Source organism: Arthrobacter sp. ES3-54, from assembly GCF_029504395.1.
Classification (GTDB): Bacteria; Actinomycetota; Actinomycetes; order Actinomycetales; family Micrococcaceae; genus Arthrobacter.
In genome coordinates, this window is record NZ_JAQFIF010000002.1 from 473,876 (window position 1) to 494,314 (window position 20,439).

At 60.7% G+C, this 20,439-nt stretch carries 19 protein-coding genes, 1 tRNA gene and 2 pseudogenes; 19 read left to right on the forward strand and 3 right to left on the reverse strand.

Annotated elements, in window-relative coordinates; genetic code table 11:
- Positions 1-239 precede the first annotated feature (239 nt).
- Positions 240-959 (reverse strand): annotated as a pseudogene (locus M2428_RS05400) (transposase); the annotation flags it as partial.
- A 1,042-nt stretch (positions 960-2,001) separates the two neighbouring features.
- A complete protein-coding gene (locus tag M2428_RS05405) occupies positions 2,002-3,255 on the reverse strand; it encodes an MFS transporter (protein WP_277524402.1) in 1,254 nt (417 codons plus the stop codon).
- A gap of 49 nt (positions 3,256-3,304) precedes the next feature.
- Between M2428_RS05405 and M2428_RS05410 the strand changes: the two genes are divergently transcribed.
- From M2428_RS05410 to M2428_RS05495, 18 genes and pseudogenes are all read left to right on the forward strand, one after another.
- Positions 3,305-3,616 carry an ArsR family transcriptional regulator gene (locus M2428_RS05410; RefSeq protein ID WP_277524404.1) on the forward strand — a complete coding sequence of 104 codons (312 nt, stop codon included), beginning with the start codon at positions 3,305-3,307 and terminating at the stop codon, positions 3,614-3,616.
- A gap of 371 nt (positions 3,617-3,987) precedes the next feature.
- Positions 3,988-4,389 carry a helix-turn-helix domain-containing protein gene (locus tag M2428_RS05415; protein WP_277524406.1) on the forward strand — a complete coding sequence of 134 codons (402 nt, stop codon included), beginning with the start codon at positions 3,988-3,990 and terminating at the stop codon, positions 4,387-4,389.
- Positions 4,390-5,113: 724 nt separating this feature from the next.
- Positions 5,114-5,527: a tautomerase family protein gene (locus M2428_RS05420; RefSeq protein WP_277524408.1), complete on the forward strand. Its 414-nt coding sequence runs from the start codon at positions 5,114-5,116 to the stop codon at positions 5,525-5,527.
- Positions 5,528-5,924: 397 nt separating this feature from the next.
- The gene (locus tag M2428_RS05425) at positions 5,925-6,788 is read left to right on the forward strand and encodes an alpha/beta hydrolase (RefSeq protein WP_277524410.1); all 864 of its coding nucleotides are present in this window, start codon (positions 5,925-5,927) and stop codon (positions 6,786-6,788) included.
- Positions 6,785-6,937, forward strand: a complete 153-nt coding sequence (locus M2428_RS05430; RefSeq protein WP_277524412.1) for a hypothetical protein — start codon at positions 6,785-6,787, stop codon at positions 6,935-6,937. The genes M2428_RS05425 and M2428_RS05430 overlap by 4 nt, the downstream gene beginning before the upstream one ends.
- 54 nt (positions 6,938-6,991) lie before the next feature.
- Positions 6,992-7,414, forward strand: coding sequence for an SDR family oxidoreductase (locus tag M2428_RS05435; protein WP_277524414.1), 423 nt, complete (start codon positions 6,992-6,994; stop codon positions 7,412-7,414).
- A gap of 190 nt (positions 7,415-7,604) precedes the next feature.
- Complete coding sequence (locus M2428_RS05440; protein ID WP_277524546.1) at positions 7,605-8,396, forward strand: SDR family NAD(P)-dependent oxidoreductase; 792 nt, start codon at positions 7,605-7,607, stop codon at positions 8,394-8,396.
- An 84-nt stretch (positions 8,397-8,480) separates the two neighbouring features.
- Positions 8,481-9,875, forward strand: coding sequence for an aromatic acid/H+ symport family MFS transporter (locus M2428_RS05445; RefSeq protein ID WP_277524416.1), 1,395 nt, complete (start codon positions 8,481-8,483; stop codon positions 9,873-9,875).
- Entirely contained in the window at positions 9,872-10,636 is a 765-nt protein-coding gene (locus M2428_RS05450) for a glucose 1-dehydrogenase (RefSeq protein ID WP_277524418.1), read from the forward strand. Before M2428_RS05445 ends, M2428_RS05450 begins: the two co-directional genes overlap by 4 nt.
- A gap of 444 nt (positions 10,637-11,080) precedes the next feature.
- The gene (locus M2428_RS05455) at positions 11,081-12,034 is read left to right on the forward strand and encodes a D-2-hydroxyacid dehydrogenase family protein (protein WP_277524420.1); all 954 of its coding nucleotides are present in this window, start codon (positions 11,081-11,083) and stop codon (positions 12,032-12,034) included.
- Positions 12,035-12,063: 29 nt separating this feature from the next.
- Positions 12,064-12,297: pseudogene (locus tag M2428_RS05460) on the forward strand (3-hydroxyacyl-CoA dehydrogenase); the annotation flags it as partial.
- 310 nt (positions 12,298-12,607) lie between these two features.
- Entirely contained in the window at positions 12,608-13,897 is a 1,290-nt protein-coding gene (locus M2428_RS05465; protein WP_277524421.1) for an NADH:flavin oxidoreductase/NADH oxidase, read from the forward strand.
- A 28-nt stretch (positions 13,898-13,925) separates the two neighbouring features.
- Positions 13,926-14,852, forward strand: a complete 927-nt coding sequence (locus M2428_RS05470; RefSeq protein ID WP_277524423.1) for an alpha/beta hydrolase — start codon at positions 13,926-13,928, stop codon at positions 14,850-14,852.
- 114 nt (positions 14,853-14,966) lie between these two features.
- Entirely contained in the window at positions 14,967-15,815 is an 849-nt protein-coding gene (locus tag M2428_RS05475; RefSeq protein WP_277524425.1) for an MBL fold metallo-hydrolase, read from the forward strand.
- 77 nt (positions 15,816-15,892) lie between these two features.
- Positions 15,893-16,651, forward strand: a complete 759-nt coding sequence (locus M2428_RS05480) for an alpha/beta hydrolase (protein ID WP_277524427.1) — start codon at positions 15,893-15,895, stop codon at positions 16,649-16,651.
- 43 nt (positions 16,652-16,694) lie between these two features.
- Positions 16,695-17,132, forward strand: a complete 438-nt coding sequence (locus tag M2428_RS05485; RefSeq protein ID WP_277524429.1) for a nuclear transport factor 2 family protein — start codon at positions 16,695-16,697, stop codon at positions 17,130-17,132.
- Positions 17,125-18,045 carry an alpha/beta hydrolase gene (locus M2428_RS05490; RefSeq protein WP_277524431.1) on the forward strand — a complete coding sequence of 307 codons (921 nt, stop codon included), beginning with the start codon at positions 17,125-17,127 and terminating at the stop codon, positions 18,043-18,045. The genes M2428_RS05485 and M2428_RS05490 overlap by 8 nt, the downstream gene beginning before the upstream one ends.
- A gap of 20 nt (positions 18,046-18,065) precedes the next feature.
- The gene (locus tag M2428_RS05495; protein WP_277524433.1) at positions 18,066-18,683 is read left to right on the forward strand and encodes a CGNR zinc finger domain-containing protein; all 618 of its coding nucleotides are present in this window, start codon (positions 18,066-18,068) and stop codon (positions 18,681-18,683) included.
- Between the two features lie 849 nt (positions 18,684-19,532).
- On the opposite strand, the gene M2428_RS05500 is transcribed toward M2428_RS05495, so the two are convergent.
- Positions 19,533-19,614 (reverse strand) — tRNA-Leu (locus tag M2428_RS05500).
- 204 nt (positions 19,615-19,818) lie between these two features.
- On the opposite strand from M2428_RS05500, the gene M2428_RS05505 reads away from it, so the two are divergent.
- Positions 19,819-20,424 (forward strand): response regulator, encoded by a 606-nt coding sequence (locus M2428_RS05505; protein ID WP_223985952.1) that lies wholly within the window; start codon positions 19,819-19,821, stop codon positions 20,422-20,424.
- Positions 20,425-20,439: the final 15 nt, after the last annotated feature.

Here is a 20,439-nt window from a genome sequence, read left to right on the forward strand (position 1 = left end):
ATCGGTTCTCCTGAAGAACCTGGTCCGCGCTCCGCATGTCTGGGGTACTCGATGCGATCTCCAACTGATTGCACTGCGGAGCAGATAACACCACACGACAAGGCCTTGTCCCAAGTCCCCGTTGCCAACTTCCGCTGCTGACTAACCGAACCGGGAACGATAGCCAACGATCATGAACGATGTGGCAGTTGGACGCTTAGCCGTCGGTGGCTTAAGGCGGCATGTCAGACGCCACTCCATCAGGCCGCCAGAGGGTCAGACCGACAGGCTGCAGGGGTATAGGTTGTGCCGTCGCGGAGCATGGCCCACGGGACGTTGAGCCGGCGGCGGGCCAGGGAGAGCATAGCCTGAATGTGGGTTTTGCCTTCGGTGCGTTTTCGGTCGTAGTATCTCCGGGAGGCGGGGCAGCTCTTCAGCGCCGAAAGCCCCGACAGATAGAAGACGCGGAGCAGCCGGCGGTCGTAGCGCCGGGGGCGGTGGTGGTTTCCGCTGATCCTTCCGGAGTCCCGGGGCGCCGGGGCCAGTCCGACAACGCCCGCGAACCGGTCCGCGGTCTGGAAGACTGTGAGGTCCCCGCCGGTGGCTCCGAGGAATTCCGCGGCCAGGACTGGTCCGAAGCCGGGCATGCTGAGCAGCACCCGGGTGTGCCGGTGTTCGGTGACCTTCTCGCTGATCAGCGCATCGAGCTCGGCGAGTTCTTGATCGAGGGTGATGATTTCCTGTGCGAGTGCTGCGACGATCAGTTCCCCGAGGTGCTGGGCCGGGACGGTCGTGTGCTGGGATTTCGCAGCATCGACGGCGGCCTGGGCGACCGCGGCGGACGAGCGGGTGCCGTGTTTCTTTAGCCACGCGTGGAGCCTGGCCTGCCCGGTGCGGCGGATCCCGTCCGGGGTCCGGTGCTTGGTCAGCAGCAACAGGGCCGCCTTGGAACGGCTGTAGTCAAAGGCCCGCTCCAGTGCCGGGAAGTATTCGAGGAGCTGGGCCTGCAGTCGGTTGATCGCCCGTACCCTGTCCGCGGACTTAGGTCCGAGCGAGACCGGCCGCACGAGAAGGGCCTCGCTCCAGCCCACAGCTGTACTCTGGACGCTTCTGCCGCCATCCACGCAGTCCGTGGCCGGCGGCCCCCATGACCCTAAGGCAGGACTCAAGAAGACAGCCCGAAAGTCAGGTCACTCAGAACTCGTGGCTGCATGAACTCGTGTCAGTGGAAAGTGGCAAGGAGCGAGTCACCGATGAGCCACGGCATACCCGCGTACGTGTGCGGACAATGTGCCCCCCCTTCGGTCGGACATGAAGCCCCAACCGTCTCTCCCAGATCAACACGACGGACCAAAGGGGGTCCAAGAATCTTCAAGAAAACTTCCGTCAGGTCATGTCATCACCACAACCACACGGCATGAATAAGTGAGCGGCCAACCACCGTCACCAAAGCAACCCAGAAAGGAGACCCACGTGACCCGACATCCCAGCAGGCGGAGGGCCCACTAGCCAAGGCTCTGACCCCGCCACCCACAACCGAACAGGCCACCGCGGCGCCAGGCACAGACCGCGGCCAGAGTCAGAGGGACCCGTGGAGGGTCAATGTCAACACCTTAAAAGCAAAAACCCCTCTGACGAGGGGGAATGCTGTGCCCGAGGTGGGACTCGAACTGCATTCCAGCCCTGAAAACACTGGGCCCCCGCGGAAACATGCGGAATCCGGCCCAATCCGACCGATGTACGGCCCAGTCCGAAGCTAAAAGTGTGGACATTGTCCACACTCTCTTTTTGCCATATTCCAGCTCCAAAAAGCGGGCGTCAGGAGGGGCTTCCCCGTTGTGACAAAACGTCGGTTATCGGCGTTTTACGGCGACTTCGGTCTGGGACGGCAACACCACGCTCGGCTATTCGTGTGGAGGCGCATCGCGATCCAGTGGGCGACGAATCAGCAGATATGCTCTAACGCTGGGAACACGGGAACGAGCCGACCACACGACGTGCTGGGAGCCGACGCGGCGGTGTTCAGTCTTGGGTTCCGAACTGGCGAAGCAGTGCTGCCGTGGTGGCTAGGAGCGCTACGATGGCCCCGTACCAACATACGGTGGCAAAGAGGCCGAAAGGAGGCACAAGTAGCCCTGCCACCACGGCCGGCACGCTGAAGGCTGTGTAACAGACTACGAACACCGCTGCCAATACCTCGGCCCGCTCGCCGGGCTGAATGAGCGGCAGGAGAGACTGCAGGGCTCCTGAAAAGGCGGTGCCGAAGCCGGTTCCCGTTATCATCACCGCGACGTAATACATCCACAGCGATCCCACAGCGATCGCCCCAATCGCCAGGGCACTTCCAATGGCAATTGAAGTCGTGCCGTACAGGGAGATGGAGCGCGCCGTGCGGCGGCGCATCAAGAATCCTGCTACGGCACCTGACCCGGCCAGCAGTGCCACCACCAGGCCGCGGGCAAGGTGAGAGTTTTCGTGGAATTGCGTTGCTATGATGACCGGCCCTAGTGAGAGGTACAAGCCGCCTGTCGCCCATCCGGCGAAGATGGCCGGTGCGGCATATAGAAACGCTTTCCGCATACTGTTAGGCAGGGAAGCGCGTGGCCGCAATGACGCCCACACTCCATCATGCCGCGGGGATGTCTCGGGAAGGCACCAGATGGCACCTGCAATCAGCAGGTACGTCACTAAGAGGGTGCCGAATACCATCGTTGCCCCGCGATCTTCGAAGACAAATAGGACGAATCCGGCAACCAGCCCGCCAACCGCCAAGCCGGCCATTGCCGACACCGAGTTCCAAGCAGCGGCGGATCCGGGCTTATGACTGGGTTCCAAATCGACCACCGTGGCCGAAAGGGCAGAAAGCAGCAGTCCACTGGCACCTCCCTGCACGATACGGGAGGCGATGAATGCTTGGGCAGTGTCTGCATGCCAGAACAGAAACACGCTGATGGCCAAGAGCCCGAAGCCTGCCGATAGGACGGGGCGCCGGCCCACGTGGTCAGACAACGATCCGCCGACGAGCAGCAGCGCAAGAAGCGCTACTGCGTAGACGGCGAACACCATCGTGACCGTGACCGGCGCGAATCCGAACTTGGCCTGAAGGACCGGGTAGAAAGGCGATGGAGCGCTGGCGCCGGCCATCATCGCTGTGGTGGCGAACAGTGCGAGACGAAAGCCCCAGCGCTTACGCGGTCCGCTGGTGTCAGTAGGTGTCGAACGCTCGACACCTACAGCGCGGCCAACTTCCAGAACGTTCGAATTATTTGGAACCATCACAGGAGCGTACAACACGTGCTCCCTATGGTTCAACTATTATCGAACTATGATCGAGTCTACAAAGCTACCCCACCCGGCCCGTGAGGACATCGAGCTGACGTTCGTACTCTTCGCTCTCAGCGATGAGGCGCGACTGGCTTTGGTACGTCAGCTGTCGGGGGGACCACTGGACATGGTCGACTGCTCGTCGCTGGGTGCCAACGTCCCCAAGTCCACCCGCTCGCATCAGGTGAAAGTGCTGCGGGAAGCCGGCGTCATCACCAGCGAGTTGCGTGGGCGCAACCGCCAGTTGACGCTCCGACGCTCGGACCTGGACGCTCGATTCCCCGGGTTGCTGGAGGCTGTGCTCGGAGCATAGGGTCGAAGCAAGCGGTGGGTCACGACATCAGTTGCAACCGACGCTCTAGGAGGATTGCCGGAGCAAGAAGGGAATCCCTGCAGGACAGCGGACGCGGAAGCGCATCCATCGTGCGCGAGGGACCTTGCGAATCTGCGCCTTAAGGAACCTGGCCACAGATGAGCGGAAAGCCGGACCCGGTGCGGCGCCGCCCGGCCGCCTGGTCCGAGACCTCGACTGAGGCTCATCGTGCGGCCGAAACCTCACTCCGAACTGAATTCGATCCCCTCGGGTATGATAACTATCAACTCAGGAGTTAGTTCGCTAGATCAGTGATTGAGTCGACCCTAGAAAGGCGTGGGACAATGCGCAGCCGAAGCAGCTTTGACGGAATGAAATGCAACGTCGCCCATGCTCTCGAAGCCATCGGTGACGAATGGAGCGTGCTGATCATCCGGGACGCCGTCTTCAGGGGCAAGAGCCGCTACGACGAATTCCTGGAAAGCCTCTCCATCTCGCCTACGGTTTTGTCTAAGAGGCTGGCCACTCTGGTGGACTCGGGCATTTTCGAGCGCTCCCTGTACAACGAAAAGCCTCCGCGGTTCGAGTACAAGCTGACCTCCGCCGGCAAGGAGCTCGAGGTGCTGATCAAGGTTTTGGATAACTGGGGATACGAACACGCCCCCAGGCCCGAGGCCGCTGACCCCATCACGGTCTCAGGCTATGCCCGGAGCGTCGTATCCCGCTGGTTCAGCGAGCCCGTAGCCGCCGCGCCAGGCGCCTCCAGCCGGTAGCCGGTAGCCGGCGCATCGCACCCGAACAGCATCTACGGCCGGACATTGCAGGACGAAAAAACAGGCGTGGCCGAGCACAAACGACTCATCGAGCGGCGCGACCCGCCATCAGCACCGCCATGCCGACAATGAGCGCCCTCGCTACCTGCACTCAATGACCGGCAGAGAGCTGGCGCCTCCGCCCATGTGCGAACAGCTGAAGGTGACACTGGTCGAGGCGGCAGCGGGCAAGGTCGCCTTCACTTGCCACCCCGTTGAATCCCACTACCACCCCATCGGCGCCGTTCACAGTGGTCTGGTCTGCACCTTGCTGGACTCGTCCTTCGGCTGTGCAGACCACACCCCAAGGCCGGGGCTACACCACCATCTAATTCAAGGTAAACTAACTCGCCCCGTGCGCGTGGGCAGCGGCGTGCTGACATGTGTCATCATCCAAGCCGGGAAGCCGCTAAACCTTCGCGGAGATGCTGAATCTAACCGTTGACAGCCGCGCGGCGACGGAATATCATTGCATGCATCACCATTGACTACTGAAAACGTAGTAACCCTCGAAGTAACTAGCGAAAATGTAGCCATGGCGATCTGCCTGGCATCGCCCGTGCATTCCCAATCACGATATTTGGCAGCGGTGGCGCCCTCAAGGCCATGTTCCCGGCGATTGTTAATTCGCCAGAAGTTCCACCGTCGACGCTATTCAAGCTGAACAACTACAAAGGAAAAATTTATGCCCATATTCCACGCATATATTCCCGCTCAAAAATTCTCAAGCGAGGAGAAGCGAGCTCTTGCCGATGCCTTGAATCTTGCGCTTCATGAAGCGATGGAAACGCCCATGGATGATCGTTTTGTCATCATCAGCGAGCATCGCGAGGATGAGCTCTTCATCCACCCGACGTTCCCGGCCCAAAAGAGATCCGACCGGAGCCTGATCGTGACCGTGACCTTCGGCGACAGCAGGACGATCGAGCAGAAGCGCAAGCTCGCCGAGTTGGTCACGCGCTACGCAGTGGAACGGGCCGGTGTCGACCAAGACGATATAACTTTGCTTATGTATGCCATTCCGTTGGAGAACATGAGCTTCGGCGGCGGTAACCTGGTTTCTGATATCGACCTTTCGATGCCTTGGGTGGAAAAGTAGGAAAGTTCGCGGATGCAGCGGCGCGGTCTCGTCAATTTGGTGCTGGCCGGCAGCGCCTGCGGGATACGGCCGCTGGCTCCGCCACCGAGGTATCGCTAGGGCCTGCGAGGGCTCCTGCCGCGCAACAACGCGCTATTGAGGATGTTGGCGCTTGGCGGCGTGTGGCCCGCCGTTGCCACCGCACCGGCTCCCCCTTGGTTTTCCACTCCACTAAGCACCGAAAGCCAACCTGCGGAATGCTGAATCTAACCGTTGACAGCCGCGCTGCGACGGAATATTGTGGCATGCATCACCATTGACTACTGAAAACGTAGTAACCATTCGAGTAACTATCGAAAATGTAGCCACGGCGATCTGCCGGGCACCCCCCATGCATTCCCAATCTGAAAGGAAAGACATGTCTTCTCTGTACGCTGCCACCCCTGTGAACTCCGTCGACGTTGACGGCACACAGCTGGCATACCGCGAATTCGGAGACCAGTCGGGCGTTCCGCTGGTTTTGTTCAGCCGGTTCCGCGGAAGCATCGACGACTGGGATCCTGCTGTCATCGAACTGCTCTCCCAGGAGCGCCACGTGGTCACCTTCGACAACGCCGGCGTGGGATTCAGCGACGGTGAGGTTGGGGCCAACATTACCGAGATGGCCAAGACCGCCGTCGAGTTCATCAAGACGCTTGGTATTGAGAAGGCTGACCTGCTGGGCTTCTCAATGGGCGGATACATCGCCCAGCGCATCGCCCTGACCGAGCCGGAGCTGGTCCGGAACGTCATCCTCGTAGGTACCGGTCCTGGCGGCGGCGAAGGAGCCACCTACCCCGGGCTGGACGTCGAACACTGGGTGAATGCAATACGTGACCCGGAACTCACCTTCCAGGCCTTGTGGTTCAACGGGAAGCCGACCGGCAAAGCCGCAACCCGCGCCTACATGGAACGCATATACACCCCCGAGCGTCCCGAACGCGCCAACGTCACTGCCGAGGCCGGCGCGAAACTGCGCGCCGCCATCGTTGACTGGTGGGAAGGCAACGGCTCCACCTTGCCGGAGCTGGAAAACATCCAGCACCCGGTCCTGGTCGTCAATGGTTCCAACGACGTCATGGTGCCCACCCCGAACTCCTTCCTAATGGCCCAGCGCATTCCCAATGCCCAGCTGATCATCTACCCCGACTCCGGACACGCCTCACTGTTCCAGTACCCGGAAACCTTCAGCGAACATGTCCTAAAGTTTCTCCGGGACCAGGAAAACGGCGGCCTGAAGTGACCCGATCCCCCTTCGACATGTCGGGGAAAACAGTTTTGGTCACCGGATCCACGCTGGGAATGGGACTGACCATCGCCAAGGGCTTTCATGCCTGCGGCGCCCGCACGATCATCTCCAGCAACATCCAGCAACATCCAGCAGGACCTTGACTCCGCGGTCGGGGAACTGGGCAGCCAAGACACCGCCGTCGAAGGCATCAACCTGTGACCTATGGGATACAGAACACTTTGGACCTGACAAGTGGATTCCTGCCTGGAATGGCGAGTAACGGCGACGGCAGCATCGTTGTCACCTCCAGCATGGCCTCCATCGAAGCCAACCCGCTGCTGGGAGCGTACGGAGCAGCCAAGGCCGCCCCGAACTCCATCGTGCGGAACATTGCCGCCGAACGGGGACCGCACAACATCCGCGCTAACACCATCGCCCCAGGGATCGTCCGTACTGGATTCTCCCAGGCGCTTTGGCAAGACGGGGAGAACGAGGGCCGGCTCAGCGCAAAGATCCCACTCGGACGCATTGCCGAACCCGACGAAGTCGTCGGGGCCGCCCCGCTGTTCGGTACACCAGCAGGAGCCTACATCTCCGGCACCACCCTGATGATCGACGGCGGTCGCCAGGTCATCTAGGACCCCGGGTTCCCGACCGGCCGCCCGGTCGAAACCCCCTTTTATCACTTCTCCTCCATTTAGACAGGACTGGAATTCAATGGAGACTTCCACCTCACCTACAACATCCACCGGCAATGGATACTCAGCCATCGCGAGCGGCCACAAGCCCGCTCTATTCCCTCAACGACGACAGGAACTCTCCGTGCCAATGCGCTCACTGAACCAGGGGGCCATTGCGTCCGGCAGCCCCTTTGAACTCCGCGGCAAGCGCGCCGTGATCACCGGAGCAACCTCCGGTATGGGACTTGCTATCGCTCGAGCCTTTGCGCTGCACGGGGCAGACACCATCATCTCGAGCTTCGACGCCGGAGATGTTCGTAGCACGGTCGAGACGCTGGCCAGCGACGGTATCGAGGTCTCGGGCACAATATGCGACCTCTCAAGTTCGGATAACGTGCGCTCGTTCCCAGCCGCCGTCACCGACGAATTCGGGCCCATCGACATCCTGATTGCGCATGCCACGCCATTTGCGCCAATGGGCCCGATCGAACAAACTACCCGCGACGAACTCGACCGCCTCTTCAGCGGCGTCCTCAACAACTTCGAGCTGATGCGCGGCTTCCTGCCGATGATGTCGAACAACGGCGGCGGTTCCATAGTCACAACTTCAAGCATTGCCTCAGTTCGCGCCAGCATTTCGCTCGGCGCGTACGGCGCAGGCAAGGCGGCCACGGACGCCTTCGTTCGAAGCATTGCGGCGGAGTGGGGCAGTCGCGGCATCCGAATCAACAGCATTGCGCCCTCGATCGTGCGCACACCATTCTCCGCTGCCGTCTGGGACGACGACAAAGGAAGCGAGGCGGCAGCGGGCAAGACCGCCCTCGGGCGCATCGCAGAACCTGAAGAGGTGGTGGGTGCTGTCCTGCTGTTCGCCTCGCCGGCTGGCTCCTACATCACCGGTCAAACACTCGTGATCGACGGCGGCCGTTCCATCCTCTAACGGATCCGCAGTGCACGTCACCTTAGTTAGACGTTCCCTCACACACATCTACCGGGTCAATGTTGATCCCAAGAAAGGCCGATCATGGCTACCGCTGATACAATCTCCGCGAAGACGAACATCCAGGGCTTCCTCGACTCGCAACCCGTCGGAAGAAGACGCTGGTCCATCGTGGTCCTGGCGTTCCTGGTGATCACCCTCGACGGCATCGACGTCCAGGCGTGGAGTTTCGTCTATCCGCAGATTGTGGCCAAGTGGGGGACGCCCCTTGCCGCGATTACCGCAGTGGTTACCTTCGGTGTGGTGGGTATGGCCATTGGCGCGATTCTCGGTGGCCCCCTCGCCGACCGCTTCGGACGACGGACAATCATCTTGGTGGGGACCGCATGGTTCACGGTCTTAACGCTTCTCGGTGCCACCTCGCAGACTGTTGAGATGGTTGGCGCAGCCCGCTTGTTGGCCTGCCTGGGCCTCGGCGCCGTCCTGCCTACAATCGTCACTCTGGTCGCCGAGTTTATGCCGGCCGCGCGACGTTCCACTCTCATTACCATCGCCTTCTCCGGATTCACCTTCGGTGTGATCCTGTGCGGCTACTTGGCAGCCGCAATCATTCCGACCCTCGGATGGCAGGCGCTCCTGGTCACTGCCGGGATACTCTCGCTCGCGATCATCCCCTTCCTCGCGTGGAAAATCCCGGAGTCGGTTACCTTCCTGGCGCTCAAGGAACGCTCCCCCGAGACGGTCAAGCGCACTCTCCAGGCAATTTCGCCATCCGCTGACGTTGAGAACATTAACCTCGGCATCGATCGCACCGAGCCTGTAAGGGAGGGCGGCGTCCGAGTCGTGCTCTCCAAGCAGTTCCTGGCTTCGAGCATCCTGCTATGGGTCTGCTACTTCATTGGGCTTTCGGTCACCTACCTCCTCGTCAACTACTTGCCCCTAATTATCAATGCCTATGGGCTGACCGCCGCTGACGCGGGGGTGATCGTCGCAATGTACGGCTGGGGCGGCACGGTCGGCTCGCTGCTCGTCGGTTTCGCCATGGGCAAGCTCGGCAGTTTCCGAGTGCTCGGTGTCATGTTTAGCCTCGGTTCCCTCTCAATCTGGGCTGTCGCGGCGTTCACACTCGGGTTATCCGGCCTCTTGGCGGCCGCCTTCGCGTGGGGACTGTTCCTCCCCGCGACGAACACGGGCGTCAACGCGCTTGCCGCGCTTGTCTACCCAACAAGGGCCCGAGGTACGGGCGTTTCGTGGATGCACGGCTTCGGTCGCATCGGCACCATTGTCAGCGGCATTGTCGGCGGCGTCATGCTCTCCCTCGGCTGGAGCACCGGGCAGATCTTCTTCGCAATCGGCTTCCCGCTCCTCATAGGAACGATCGCAATGATCCTGCTCGGGGTCGCGTCACGTCGCCGGGAGGCGCGCGCTGGCCGACAACACCCTCAACTAATTCGCGTCGATAAGGAAATTACACCATGAACGAGACAACCGATCGCTTCCGCCTTGACGGCGACGTCGTCGTCGTCACAGGCGGCGGGAGCGGCATCGGCAAAACGTTGGCCGCGGCATATGCCGATGTCGGCGCGACCGTCATCATCACCGACGCCAACGAGGAGGCCGCCGAATCGGCCGCCGCCGAAGTCGGTCATGGCGCAACTGCGGTCGCTATCGATGTCACGAACGAGGCATCCGTAACCGACGGTTTCGCTCGGATCGCCGACGAGCACGGCAAACTCGACGTGCTCTTCAACAACGCCGGCGTCAACCGGCGCGTGAAGACCACTGAGCTCACCATGGCGGACTGGCAGTTGGTGATCGCGGTGAACATGACTGGATCGATGCTCGCCGCCCGAGCCGCGGCCGCGATTATGTTCACCGGTGGCGGTGGCAGGATCGTCAATACTGCCTCGGCGCTGGGGCTGTCTGGCGGGTGGTACCCGAACCTGGCTTACCAGGCCACCAAGGGTGCTGTCGTAAACATGACGCGGTCGCTGGCGGTTGAATGGGGGCCGCAGAACATCCGCGTCAACGCTATCGCACCGTCCCTGGTGCGCACACCGTTCATCAAAGCAATAACGGATCAACCGGACCAGGTGAAGTTCTTCGAGGGACTCTCTCCGCTCGGGCGCATCGGTGATGTCGAGGACATGATCGGGCCCGTGATTTTCCTGTCATCGCGCGCCTCCGATTTTGTGACCGGACACATCCTGCTCGTCGACGGCGGCCTGATGGCCTCGTAGTGATGATGGTCGATAGCGCAGCGGCCGATTCCCCCACCACTGGGCCTTCGAACGATACAGACAGAGCATCGATACGATTTGCGGCGTTGTCTTAAGGAGCAGAATATGACAAGGCTCAGAATATGACCGGACTTCTCGACAGCGCCATCGAGGCACATGGCGGAGGAATAAGAGACAAAGACAAACCAAATCAAACGCGAAGTTTCTGAGAAAAGCTGGACCGGCGCGTTCCCGGCCAAGTCCTAGTCTTTCGGAGAAGCATTTTCGCAGGACGTTGTACTCGAGGCGACGGCCCTCCTGGTCCCAGTCCAAGGGCCGCGCCTATGTACGGAGCGCCACCTCGACAGCCAGCAACTACTACAAAGCCCTTCAGTTCACCCATGAAGCCACGAACGGTCCCCGGACCTATGTCGCTAACTACGCAGGAAGCGGAGACCGCCAGAAATGACTGAGCGTATAAAGATCGCGATTCTCGACGACTATCAGAATGTCGCAACTGGCCTAGCTGATTGGGGGTCGCTTTCCGCTGAAGTGCGTGTCTTCACCAAGCCGTTCGCCGACGCCGACGATGCGGTCCGTAGCCTCGCCGGGTTCGATGTGCTCGTGGCCATGCGGGAACGGACAGGATTCGCGGCCGAGGTCCTGGAGCGCTTGACCGACCTTCGACTCCTCGTGAGTACCGGCCCGGCTAACTCCGTCATCGACGTTGCTGCCGCGCGAAAACTTGGCATCACTGTTTGCGGGACGGGGTACGAGTCGCACCCCACCATCGAGCACACATGGGCATTGATCCTCGCTGCCGCAAGAAATCTGTCCGACGAGGTGGAGTCCATGCGCAAAGGAGGCTGGCAGGTATCGGTCGGTGACGGCTTGTACGGCAAGACCCTCGGCATCCTAGGTCTGGGCCGCGTCGGTTCCGAAGTGGCACGGGTGGGACGGGCCTTTGGGATGAACACCATCGCATGGAGTCAGAACTTAACCGCTGAAACCGCCGCCGAGCACGGCGTCCGAGCAGTAACTAAGGAACAATTGTTCACGGAGAGCGACGTACTGACGATCCACGTGGTTCTGAGCGGTCGCACGCGTGGGCTAGTCACTGCAGCGGAACTGGGGGCCATGAAGACTTCAGCGATCCTGGTCAACACCTCGCGCGGACCGGTGGTCGATGAGGTCGCGCTCGTTGATACTTTGCTCCACGGCCGGATCCGAGCGGCCGCGATCGACGTCTTCGACACCGAGCCGCTGCCCGCAGACCATCAGTTACGGTCGCTACCCAATGCACTGCTCACAGGACACATCGGATACGTCACGCGCGACCTTTACAAGATCTTCTACCAGGACGCGGTCGAGGACATCGCCGCATTCCAGGCAGGTGCTCCGATCCGGCTGATCGACTAGATCACCAAGCGCAAGGGACCTGCTGCCCATTCGGGGAGACCCCAAGCAACTCCACGGACGTCCTGGTCCGCGTGCAGGACGCGCTCGCTCAGGAAATCGGACTCATCCTGGAAGACAACGTGGTCCTAACCGCGGAGGACATCGACCTCTGCATGATCACAGGCGCCGGCTGGCCCATGCACATCGGAGGCATCACCCCCTACCTGGATAGGGTGGGCGCCGCACAACGGGTCAACGGCAAGGCATTCCACCGCGCATCCTGAACGCCAGAACCGGACTCTGTGTCAGGTTTTCTTCCGGACGGTTCTCCCGCAAGGGGCCGCCGACCGGAGACGCCTTGAGGGTGACCGTTCCTGAACAGGTCCTCACAAGGCGGAGGAAATCGTCCTCAAAGACTTGTGTAATAGGCATCACCTATGTGATTATTACAACATCGAGTTAGTGCCCTGATCCAGAGAAGGTCACTAATGAATCTTCAGAGTTTTGGAAAGTAGTAGTAGTAGTAGTCAAGAAACCGTCCGCCGCTTCTATGGGCGCGGATGAAGCCATTTTGTGCAAGGGAGCCCAAAACAAATGACTGAGCAGACTTTGATTGATAACGACATCGCAGCTGTTGAATCTGAATGGGATAACGACACCACCAGGAGCGGGATATCCGCTGACCGAACGGTTGCCGAGCATGCGAAGCTGCAGGGTCGAGGCCAGGAGAACAGAGCACTCGTCGAGGGTGATAAGAAGTGGCAACAAATGCCTGCAGACGCAACTGCTCTGTTCACGCCTGTGACTATTCCGACCCGGTCCGGCTCCGGCTTGACACTGCGTAACCGTGTCGTCTTGGCCCCCATGTGCCAGTACGCCGTCGACAAGACTGACGGTGTGCCGACTGACTGGCACCTTGTCCACCTTGGCTCGATGGCGAATGGCGGGTTTTCCCTGATCGTTACCGAAGCCGCTGCAGTCACGGCTGAAGGTCGGATCTCCGACAGGGACGCCGGTATCTGGAACGACGAACAGGCTACCGGCTGGAAGCGCATCACCGACTACGTGCACTCGCACGGTGCGGCTATGGCTATCCAGTTGGCCCACGCTGGTGCGAAAGCCTCGACCTACGGCTGGCTAAAGGACCTCGAAACCGAGGGCAAAGTCGGAAGCATCCCGGAAAACGTGGGCGGTTGGCCAACTGTCACTTCCACACCCAGTGACATCTACGGTTTGGAACCAGCCGTTGAAATGACCAAAGAGCAAATTGCCCTTTCCGTTCAGTCCTGGGCTGAGGCCGCCAAACGAGCCGATGCAGCAGGCTTTGACATGATTCAAATCCACGCCGCCCATGGATACCTGATCCACCAGTTCCTTTCCCCATTGTCGAACAAACGCACCGATCAGTATGGTGGCAGCTGGGAAAACCGCACCCGCTACCTGCGCGAAATCGTGCAGGCCGTTGCAGCAGTGTGGCCGGACGACAAGGCGCTGGGCATCAGGTTCTCCGGTGAAGACTGGGTCGAGGACGGGTGGCGTACCGCGGACACCATCAAATTGGCCCAAGAACTCTACTCCCATGGCATGCGCGCCTTTGACCTGTCCAGTGCTGGTATCGGCCCTTATTACGGCCCGAACGGGTTTGGCTATCAGGTTCCACTGGCCCAGGCCGTCAAGCAGTCGCTGCCTGACGATGCCTTTGTGACCGCTGTGGGCAAGATCACCGAAGCGGGCCAGGCCGAACAGATACTCGTAACCGGTCAAGCTGACGGGGTCTCCATTGCGCGGGCCGCCCTAGGTGATCCGCAGTGGCCAAACCGGGCAGCGCAAAAGCTTGGCGCCACCAAGGCGCACCCTGCACATTACTGGCAAGGACGCTGGTAAACACAGAAAAGCATTTAGGAGTATTTGGATGATCTCCACAAGCGAATTGGCATCGCCGCAAACCCTGCCTGATAGGGACCTGCTCAAGGAGCTCTACACCGACTGGTCGGAAATCATGGCGACCACGCCCGGCATGACAACCCGACTACTGCGCAGCATCTTCGACGAATTGCACCAGGCCACCAAGGAACCCGAAGACGTTAGTTACAAAGAGGAGGCAGTGGGAGCGGTGGCGGGCATCTGGGCCCTGCCCAAGGATGCGGACACCTCACGGGTCCTGCTCTATACACATGGAGGCGGATTTGCGGTCGGTTCCGCCGCCAGCTACCGAAAAGTGGCAGGCCACGTGGCCAAGGCACTCGGTGTGACTGCCCTTGTCCCCGACTACCGTCTGGCTCCGGAGAACCCGCACCCCGCGGGCCTCGAAGATAGCGTAGCGGTCTACGAAGCCCTGCTGGAACGGGGCGTCCGGTCTGATGACATCACGTCCATCGGAGATTCAGCCGGCGGGAACCTGGCGATCGCAACCTCGTTGGCCCTTCGGGACAAAGGACTCCCGCTTCCCGGCCGCGTCATCGTTTTCTCTCCGTGGCTGGATATGGAGAACAGCGGTGAAACTATCATTACCAACGATGCAACTGATGCCCTGTTCTCGCTCCCACTGCTGCAAGGCATGGTTGCAGGAGTCCTCGGCGAGACGGTGGACCCGAAAAACCCGTTGGCGAATCCGCTGCACGCCGATTTCGACGGCTTCCCCAAGCTGTACATCACCGCTGGATCAGACGAAATGCTCCTTGACAATGCCACCAGGCTGAACGACGTAGCTAAGTCAGCCGGTGTGGACGTCACCCTTTCCGTTGCCCATGGGCAGCAGCACATCTTTCCAATGTCGGCCGGACGTTCCGCAGTAGCAGACGAGACTATCCGCAAAATCGCCGATTGGTACCGCAGCTAGACAGGCACATATCAATGCGAAGGAATCGAACCCAAAGCCTTGTGTAATAGGCATAGCCTGTGTGATTATTACAACATCGAGTTAGTGCCCTGATACGGAACGGAACAACAACACATGACGACTCTGTCCTATGAAGTTTTGGTGCTCGACGGCACTCCGCGTGCCGGAGACCAAAGGCTTCCCAGCGGCGAGGCGATAGTCTCCTCACCCTTGTCGATCACATTGATTTCCGGAGAAAATGACGCCGTACTGGTTGACGTCCCCTATACCTTCGGGCAGATCGAGCGCGTACGGAACTGGATTCAGGACTCGGGTAAGACACTTCGGTACGTCTACATCACCCACGCTCACGGCGATCACTGGTTGGGCGTTGGAGAGCTGCTTTCCAGCTTCCCCGGCGTGACAGTGTACGCAACACCGGGCACCCTCGGCCGCATGGAGCACGAAGCGACCGTCGGTCGCGAGAAGCTCTGGGATGCAGTCTTCCCGGGGCTCGTCCCGCCGTCACCCCTGATCGCCGAGGCGGTTCCCGCTGACGGCTTCGAAATTGAGGGGAACCGGCTGGTTCCGATCGAGCTCGGGCACACCGACACCGACGACACAACAGCCCTGTGGGTTCCGTCGCTGGAGCTCGTCGTAGCAGGCGATTCGGTCTACAACGGGGTTCACCAGTATGTGCTCGAATCATCCGAAGAAGGATTCGCCTCCTGGCTCGCGGCGCTTGACACCATTGCAGCGCTGAAGCCCAAGTTCGTCGTCGCGGGACATAAGGCCCCCGGCGCATCGGATGACCCCGCCAGCATCGAAGAAACGCGCGCCTACCTCAAGGACGCGCAGCACCTTCTCGCGACGGCATCCAGCCCGGAGGAGTACTACAACACCATCATGCGCCGTCACCCCTTCCGCATGAATCCGGGGCCCGTTTGGTATGGCGCAGTAGGACTTTTGAGCCGCACGCTTTAGAACCGGTTTCAAGCACTTTCCTGGACGCTTTTCCCAACCCAATAACTGCACACCTGATGACAAAGGAGTCACTACGCATGTCCAATGACCAGAACCAAGCGCCGCGGGCCAAGGTCGTCCTCGTTCACGGATTCCTCGATGACCGGACCGCCTGGGACGACGTTCGGTCCCTCCTCGGAGAAGACTTCGAAGCGGTTGCCCTTGACCTGCCCGGTTCCGGCGCGCACTTGAACGATGAAGGACCCTTCACGCTCCATCGACTTGCCGAGTCGGTGATCGCCGAGATCGACCGCTCCGACAATCCGGTGGTCCTCGTGGGGCAAAGCATGGGGGCCCAACTGAGCGAACTCGCAGCCGCCGCCCGCCCCGGAAGGGTGGCAGGACTGGTGTTGCTTACGCCGGTCCCCCTCGCGGGCGTCCACCTCGCAGGGGACGCGGCCAACTCCTTCCGCTCCCTGGGAGGCGACGCCGACGCGCAACGGCAGGGACGACTTGGCGTCTCGGTCTCCCTCACCCCGCGTGCTCTTGAAACCTTGCTTGCCTCCGGAATTGCAGTTCGCCCCGCCGTGGTCGCTGAGGTGTTCGATGCCTGGAACAACGGCGATACCGCCGGGGCCACTTCCTCAGCTTATGCCGGCCCCACCCTCATCGTACGAGGTGTTGGGGATCCTTTCGTCACCGAAGAGGTCATCGACGCTGGTGTGCTTCCACGCTTCGCAAACGCCCGGTTGGTCGGCATCGCCGACGCCGGACACTTCCCACACCTCGAGAAGCCCGAAGAGGTTACGCGGATCGTGGGAGACTTCGCCCGCTCCTTTGACCGGGTGAAGGCCTAGGAATCAGCCACGCAACGCACCTAAGAAAAAGGCATCACAGACAATGAACCCGACAAACAGCATCAAAACAAACGAAGTCGCCGAGGAAAGCTGGACCGGCGCATTCGCAGCCAAATCCGAGGAAGCCTTCGGAGGAGCGTTCGCGGATGACGTTGCGCTTGAGGCAGCGGCCCTTCTGGTCCCTGTCAAAGGCCGCTCCGACGTACACACCGTGATGTCGACGGCCAGCAACTACTACAAAGAAGTTCGGTTCACCCATAAAGCCACCAACGGTCCCCGGACCTACGTGGAATGGGAAGCCACAGGCGCCTCCGGAGTCCAATTCTCCGGCGTGACGGTACTCACTCGGAACGAGGAAGGACTCATCCAGCACATCTCAATCAGCCACCGCCCCCTCGCAGCCATCCTGGAGTTCTCCGGTGAAATGAACCGCCGCACTCAAGGCAAACTAGAATCAGGACACTTCCGCGCAAATGACTAAAATCCAGGATAAGTACACGATCGAACGGGTCGGCTTTCGTGCCGACGGCAACGTTGAGCTCCGGGGCAACCTTTACATTCCCACGTCAGGTGATGGCCCGCATCCGGCACTGACACTTTCCATGGGGTACGGAGGGGTCAAGGAACAGGGCGCCCTGCCTTATGCTGAAGCCTTTGCCAGCGCCGGTTTCGTGGTGCTCTTCCACGATCACCGGGGATTCGGAGAAAGCGGGGGAACACCCCGTCAGGACATCAATCCCTGGCAGCAGATCGAAGATTGGCGCAGGGCCATCACTTACCTCCAATCACGGCCGGAAGTCGATCAGGAACGGATCGGCCTGTGGGGCTCGAGCTACTCGGGAGGCCATGCACTCGTCCTCGGCGCCACCGAACCCCGGCTAAAGGCAGTCGTCTCGCAGGTGCCTACCATCAGTGGGTATCAGCAAGGACTCCGGCGGGTGACCCCGGAAAAACTGGCAGCATTGGAGGCCTCGTTCGCGGCCGATGACCAGGCACAGCTCGCGGGTGAGGAACCGCACCGTATTGCCTTGGTCTCTGACGGGACCGTCCCGGCAAGCTACACCGATCCGGAAGCCGTATCGTTCTACCTGCAACCCATCCCCGACGGGCTCTGGGAGAACAACGTCACCGTACGTTCAACAAGGGCGGCACGTGCATATGAGCCTGGGATTTTCATCGGACGCGTCTCACCGACGCCTCTTCTGATGATCGTCGGGGACAACGACCGCGTGACCCCCACTGACCTGGCACTGGAGGCCTACCAGCGCGCACTCCCACCCAAAGAGCTGCTGGTCTTCCCCGGAGGACACTTTGACGCCTACCTCGGGGAATTCGAAGCGACCTCCGGTGCAGCCCTGCAATGGTTCACCAAGCACCTAATGCAGGACAAGTAGACTAAGGAGAACTGCTCAACATGCCCAAAGGATCCGGACGCTACATGGCTTGGCCCGCTACAACCCGATACGGGCTGTCTGTCGCGCCCGGAAACCTCGGTCTCGTTCAGGACTTCCTCAACACCATCACGGAGGGAACCTTAGCTCCCCCTGACCTGCTCGCCACCTTGGAATCCGCGCAGGAATGGGCCGACCAGGTGCTTGAACAATGGAGCTCCATCGACGAACTGGGCTGGGCCAAAATCCTGCCAAGGTTGACCGAAAATGACAGGGAAGCTCTGGTGGCCTTCAGGGACCAGCTGTTCGAAGGCCTCTTTGGTCACTCCTACTCTGAACCCGCCAGCGGACCCGGCCGGGACAACCCCACCTATCGTCCCCTGATGACAGTTTCCACTCGAGGTCTCGAGCTCCGGCCCGACGGGGAGGGCTGGAAGTACTTCGAAACGGCGCTGCTGCTCATCTGCCACCAAGGCCAGCTCGAAGGCGTCCTGCGGCGCATGAAGTCATGCAAGAGCGAGACGTGTGACGTCGTCTTCTACGACCGCTCCAACAACAACAGCGGTGTCTGGCACGACGTAAAGCTCTGCGGAAACCGCGCCAACGTACGGGCCTACAGAGAACGCTCAGCAGCCAACTGAAGCTCAGCCGGGCGAGCCTTAATCTCCCTGCCTCCGTTGCGTCCAGTTACGCTGGAGCGCACCGCTTCTACCCGAAACCATACGGAATCGCGGGAGTGGCCGGTTATCGGCGGGGCGGCGGTATCGAAGTCCGTCGAATTCGCACCAGATGCGATTCGCCGGATTCAGGCGGGAACTGCACTTATCCGGCTGAGTCCTAATCTCAACGCTCGGCCAGCCAAATTAGCTAAGGCGACCCGACCGTTTTTCAGGGGTGAACTATCGAGGAGTCGAACCAGACGTCCTCGTGTCCGGGGCGAGCAGGAACCGCCAGCCAGGAGGCAATGCAAGGTAGGACAGGAAGTTAGGGCACCAATCGCTTATATGGGATACATGTACGGGGACGAAGAAGTCGGGGTCATCGGATAGTTCTTCGTCGGAAGACCCACCCCTACAGCGCCTCTCCCCCAGCTCAGGCTGACGAAAGGGTTCTTATCGGCTTGCGGAGGGGCCTCGGGTCGCGTGCTCGCGCCCGGCACGCGGACCTGACACCGCCCCTCCACTGAGACCACCTCGGCGTCTCACCATTCCGTCATGTAGTCATCCAACATACAGGCAATGAATGGACATGACGACCCAGCCACGTACCCGGTACCACTGGACATCTCGCTCCAAATCCACAACGTTTATGTCGTGGAGGCCTGAGAAAACCATGAAGAGTAACTAGCCCCGAACCCGGCCGCCGCACTTCAGGAAGGAGGTAGTAGTCGGCAACAGTAACTGCCACCAAAAAAGGCCCCCGAAGGGGTGCTCATGTGAACACTTTGTACACACTCAGAGGCCCACAAGCCCCTGAACAGGAAAAACACGTGCCCGAGGTGGGACTCGAACCCACACACCTTTCGATACCGCATTTTGAGTGCGGCGCGTCTGCCAATTCCGCCACTCGGGCGCGGAGTACACCGGTGTAACAATCAGCCTGCCACAGTGCTGTGAGCAACGCGATCGCTTCCAGTGCGCGAAATTACTCTACATGCAGATAGGCTGAATTCCAGAATCGCGCCAGTGACGCCGCATCGAACCAAACCGGTCCAAGTACATGGCGGACAAAACCTATGATGGTGTAGTCCCCGCCGTACCTTTCCAAGGAGTTCCCGTGTCAGAACAGACGGAGTCATCCCCCACTTCCCAGCCGGCGCGCCGTGTTATTGTCGCCGAGGATGAGACCCTCATTCGCCTGGACATTATCGAGATCCTGCGCGGTGAAGGCTACGACGTCGTCGGCGAGGCGGACAACGGCGAGAAGGCCGTGCAGCTTGCCGAGGAGCTGAAGCCCGACCTGGTCCTGATGGACGTCAAGATGCCCGTCATGGACGGCATCTCGGCCGCTGAGAAGATCGTCAAGGCTCGGATCGCCCCCGTGGTGCTGCTGACGGCCTTCAGCCAGAAGGAACTCGTGGAGCGCGCCCGCGACGCCGGCGCCATGGCGTACGTAGTCAAGCCGTTCACCCCGGCGGACCTAATCCCGGCTTTGGAGATCGCGCTGTCCCGCCACGAGGAAATCAAGGCCCTCGAGAGCGAGGTCACCGACCTGCAGGAGCAGTTCGCCACCCGCAAGCTCGTGGAGCGCGCCAAGAGCCTCCTGACCACCAAGATGGGCCTGACGGAGCCGGAAGCCTTCCGCTGGATCCAGAAGACCTCGATGGACCGCCGCCTCAGCATGCGCGAGGTCGCCGAAACCATCATCAACCAGGTCAACTAGCCGCACCCCGGGCCC

What these genes read in the sequence shown, in the direction of transcription:
- M2428_RS05405 (WP_277524402.1), bottom strand. Translation starts at nt 3,255, where the DNA reads ATGGTTCCAAATAATTCGAACGTTCTGGAAGTTGGCCGCGCTGTAGGT.
- M2428_RS05410 (WP_277524404.1), top strand. Translation starts at nt 3,305, where the DNA reads ATGATCGAGTCTACAAAGCTACCCCACCCGGCCCGTGAGGACATCGAG.
- M2428_RS05415 (WP_277524406.1), top strand. Translation starts at nt 3,988, where the DNA reads ATGAAATGCAACGTCGCCCATGCTCTCGAAGCCATCGGTGACGAATGG.
- M2428_RS05420 (WP_277524408.1), top strand. Translation starts at nt 5,114, where the DNA reads ATGCCCATATTCCACGCATATATTCCCGCTCAAAAATTCTCAAGCGAG.
- M2428_RS05425 (WP_277524410.1), top strand. Translation starts at nt 5,925, where the DNA reads ATGTCTTCTCTGTACGCTGCCACCCCTGTGAACTCCGTCGACGTTGAC.
- M2428_RS05440 (WP_277524546.1), top strand. Translation starts at nt 7,605, where the DNA reads ATGCGCTCACTGAACCAGGGGGCCATTGCGTCCGGCAGCCCCTTTGAA.
- M2428_RS05445 (WP_277524416.1), top strand. Translation starts at nt 8,481, where the DNA reads ATGGCTACCGCTGATACAATCTCCGCGAAGACGAACATCCAGGGCTTC.
- M2428_RS05450 (WP_277524418.1), top strand. Translation starts at nt 9,872, where the DNA reads ATGAACGAGACAACCGATCGCTTCCGCCTTGACGGCGACGTCGTCGTC.
- M2428_RS05455 (WP_277524420.1), top strand. Translation starts at nt 11,081, where the DNA reads ATGACTGAGCGTATAAAGATCGCGATTCTCGACGACTATCAGAATGTC.
- M2428_RS05465 (WP_277524421.1), top strand. Translation starts at nt 12,608, where the DNA reads ATGACTGAGCAGACTTTGATTGATAACGACATCGCAGCTGTTGAATCT.
- M2428_RS05470 (WP_277524423.1), top strand. Translation starts at nt 13,926, where the DNA reads ATGATCTCCACAAGCGAATTGGCATCGCCGCAAACCCTGCCTGATAGG.
- M2428_RS05475 (WP_277524425.1), top strand. Translation starts at nt 14,967, where the DNA reads ATGACGACTCTGTCCTATGAAGTTTTGGTGCTCGACGGCACTCCGCGT.
- M2428_RS05480 (WP_277524427.1), top strand. Translation starts at nt 15,893, where the DNA reads ATGTCCAATGACCAGAACCAAGCGCCGCGGGCCAAGGTCGTCCTCGTT.
- M2428_RS05485 (WP_277524429.1), top strand. Translation starts at nt 16,695, where the DNA reads ATGAACCCGACAAACAGCATCAAAACAAACGAAGTCGCCGAGGAAAGC.
- M2428_RS05490 (WP_277524431.1), top strand. Translation starts at nt 17,125, where the DNA reads ATGACTAAAATCCAGGATAAGTACACGATCGAACGGGTCGGCTTTCGT.
- M2428_RS05495 (WP_277524433.1), top strand. Translation starts at nt 18,066, where the DNA reads ATGCCCAAAGGATCCGGACGCTACATGGCTTGGCCCGCTACAACCCGA.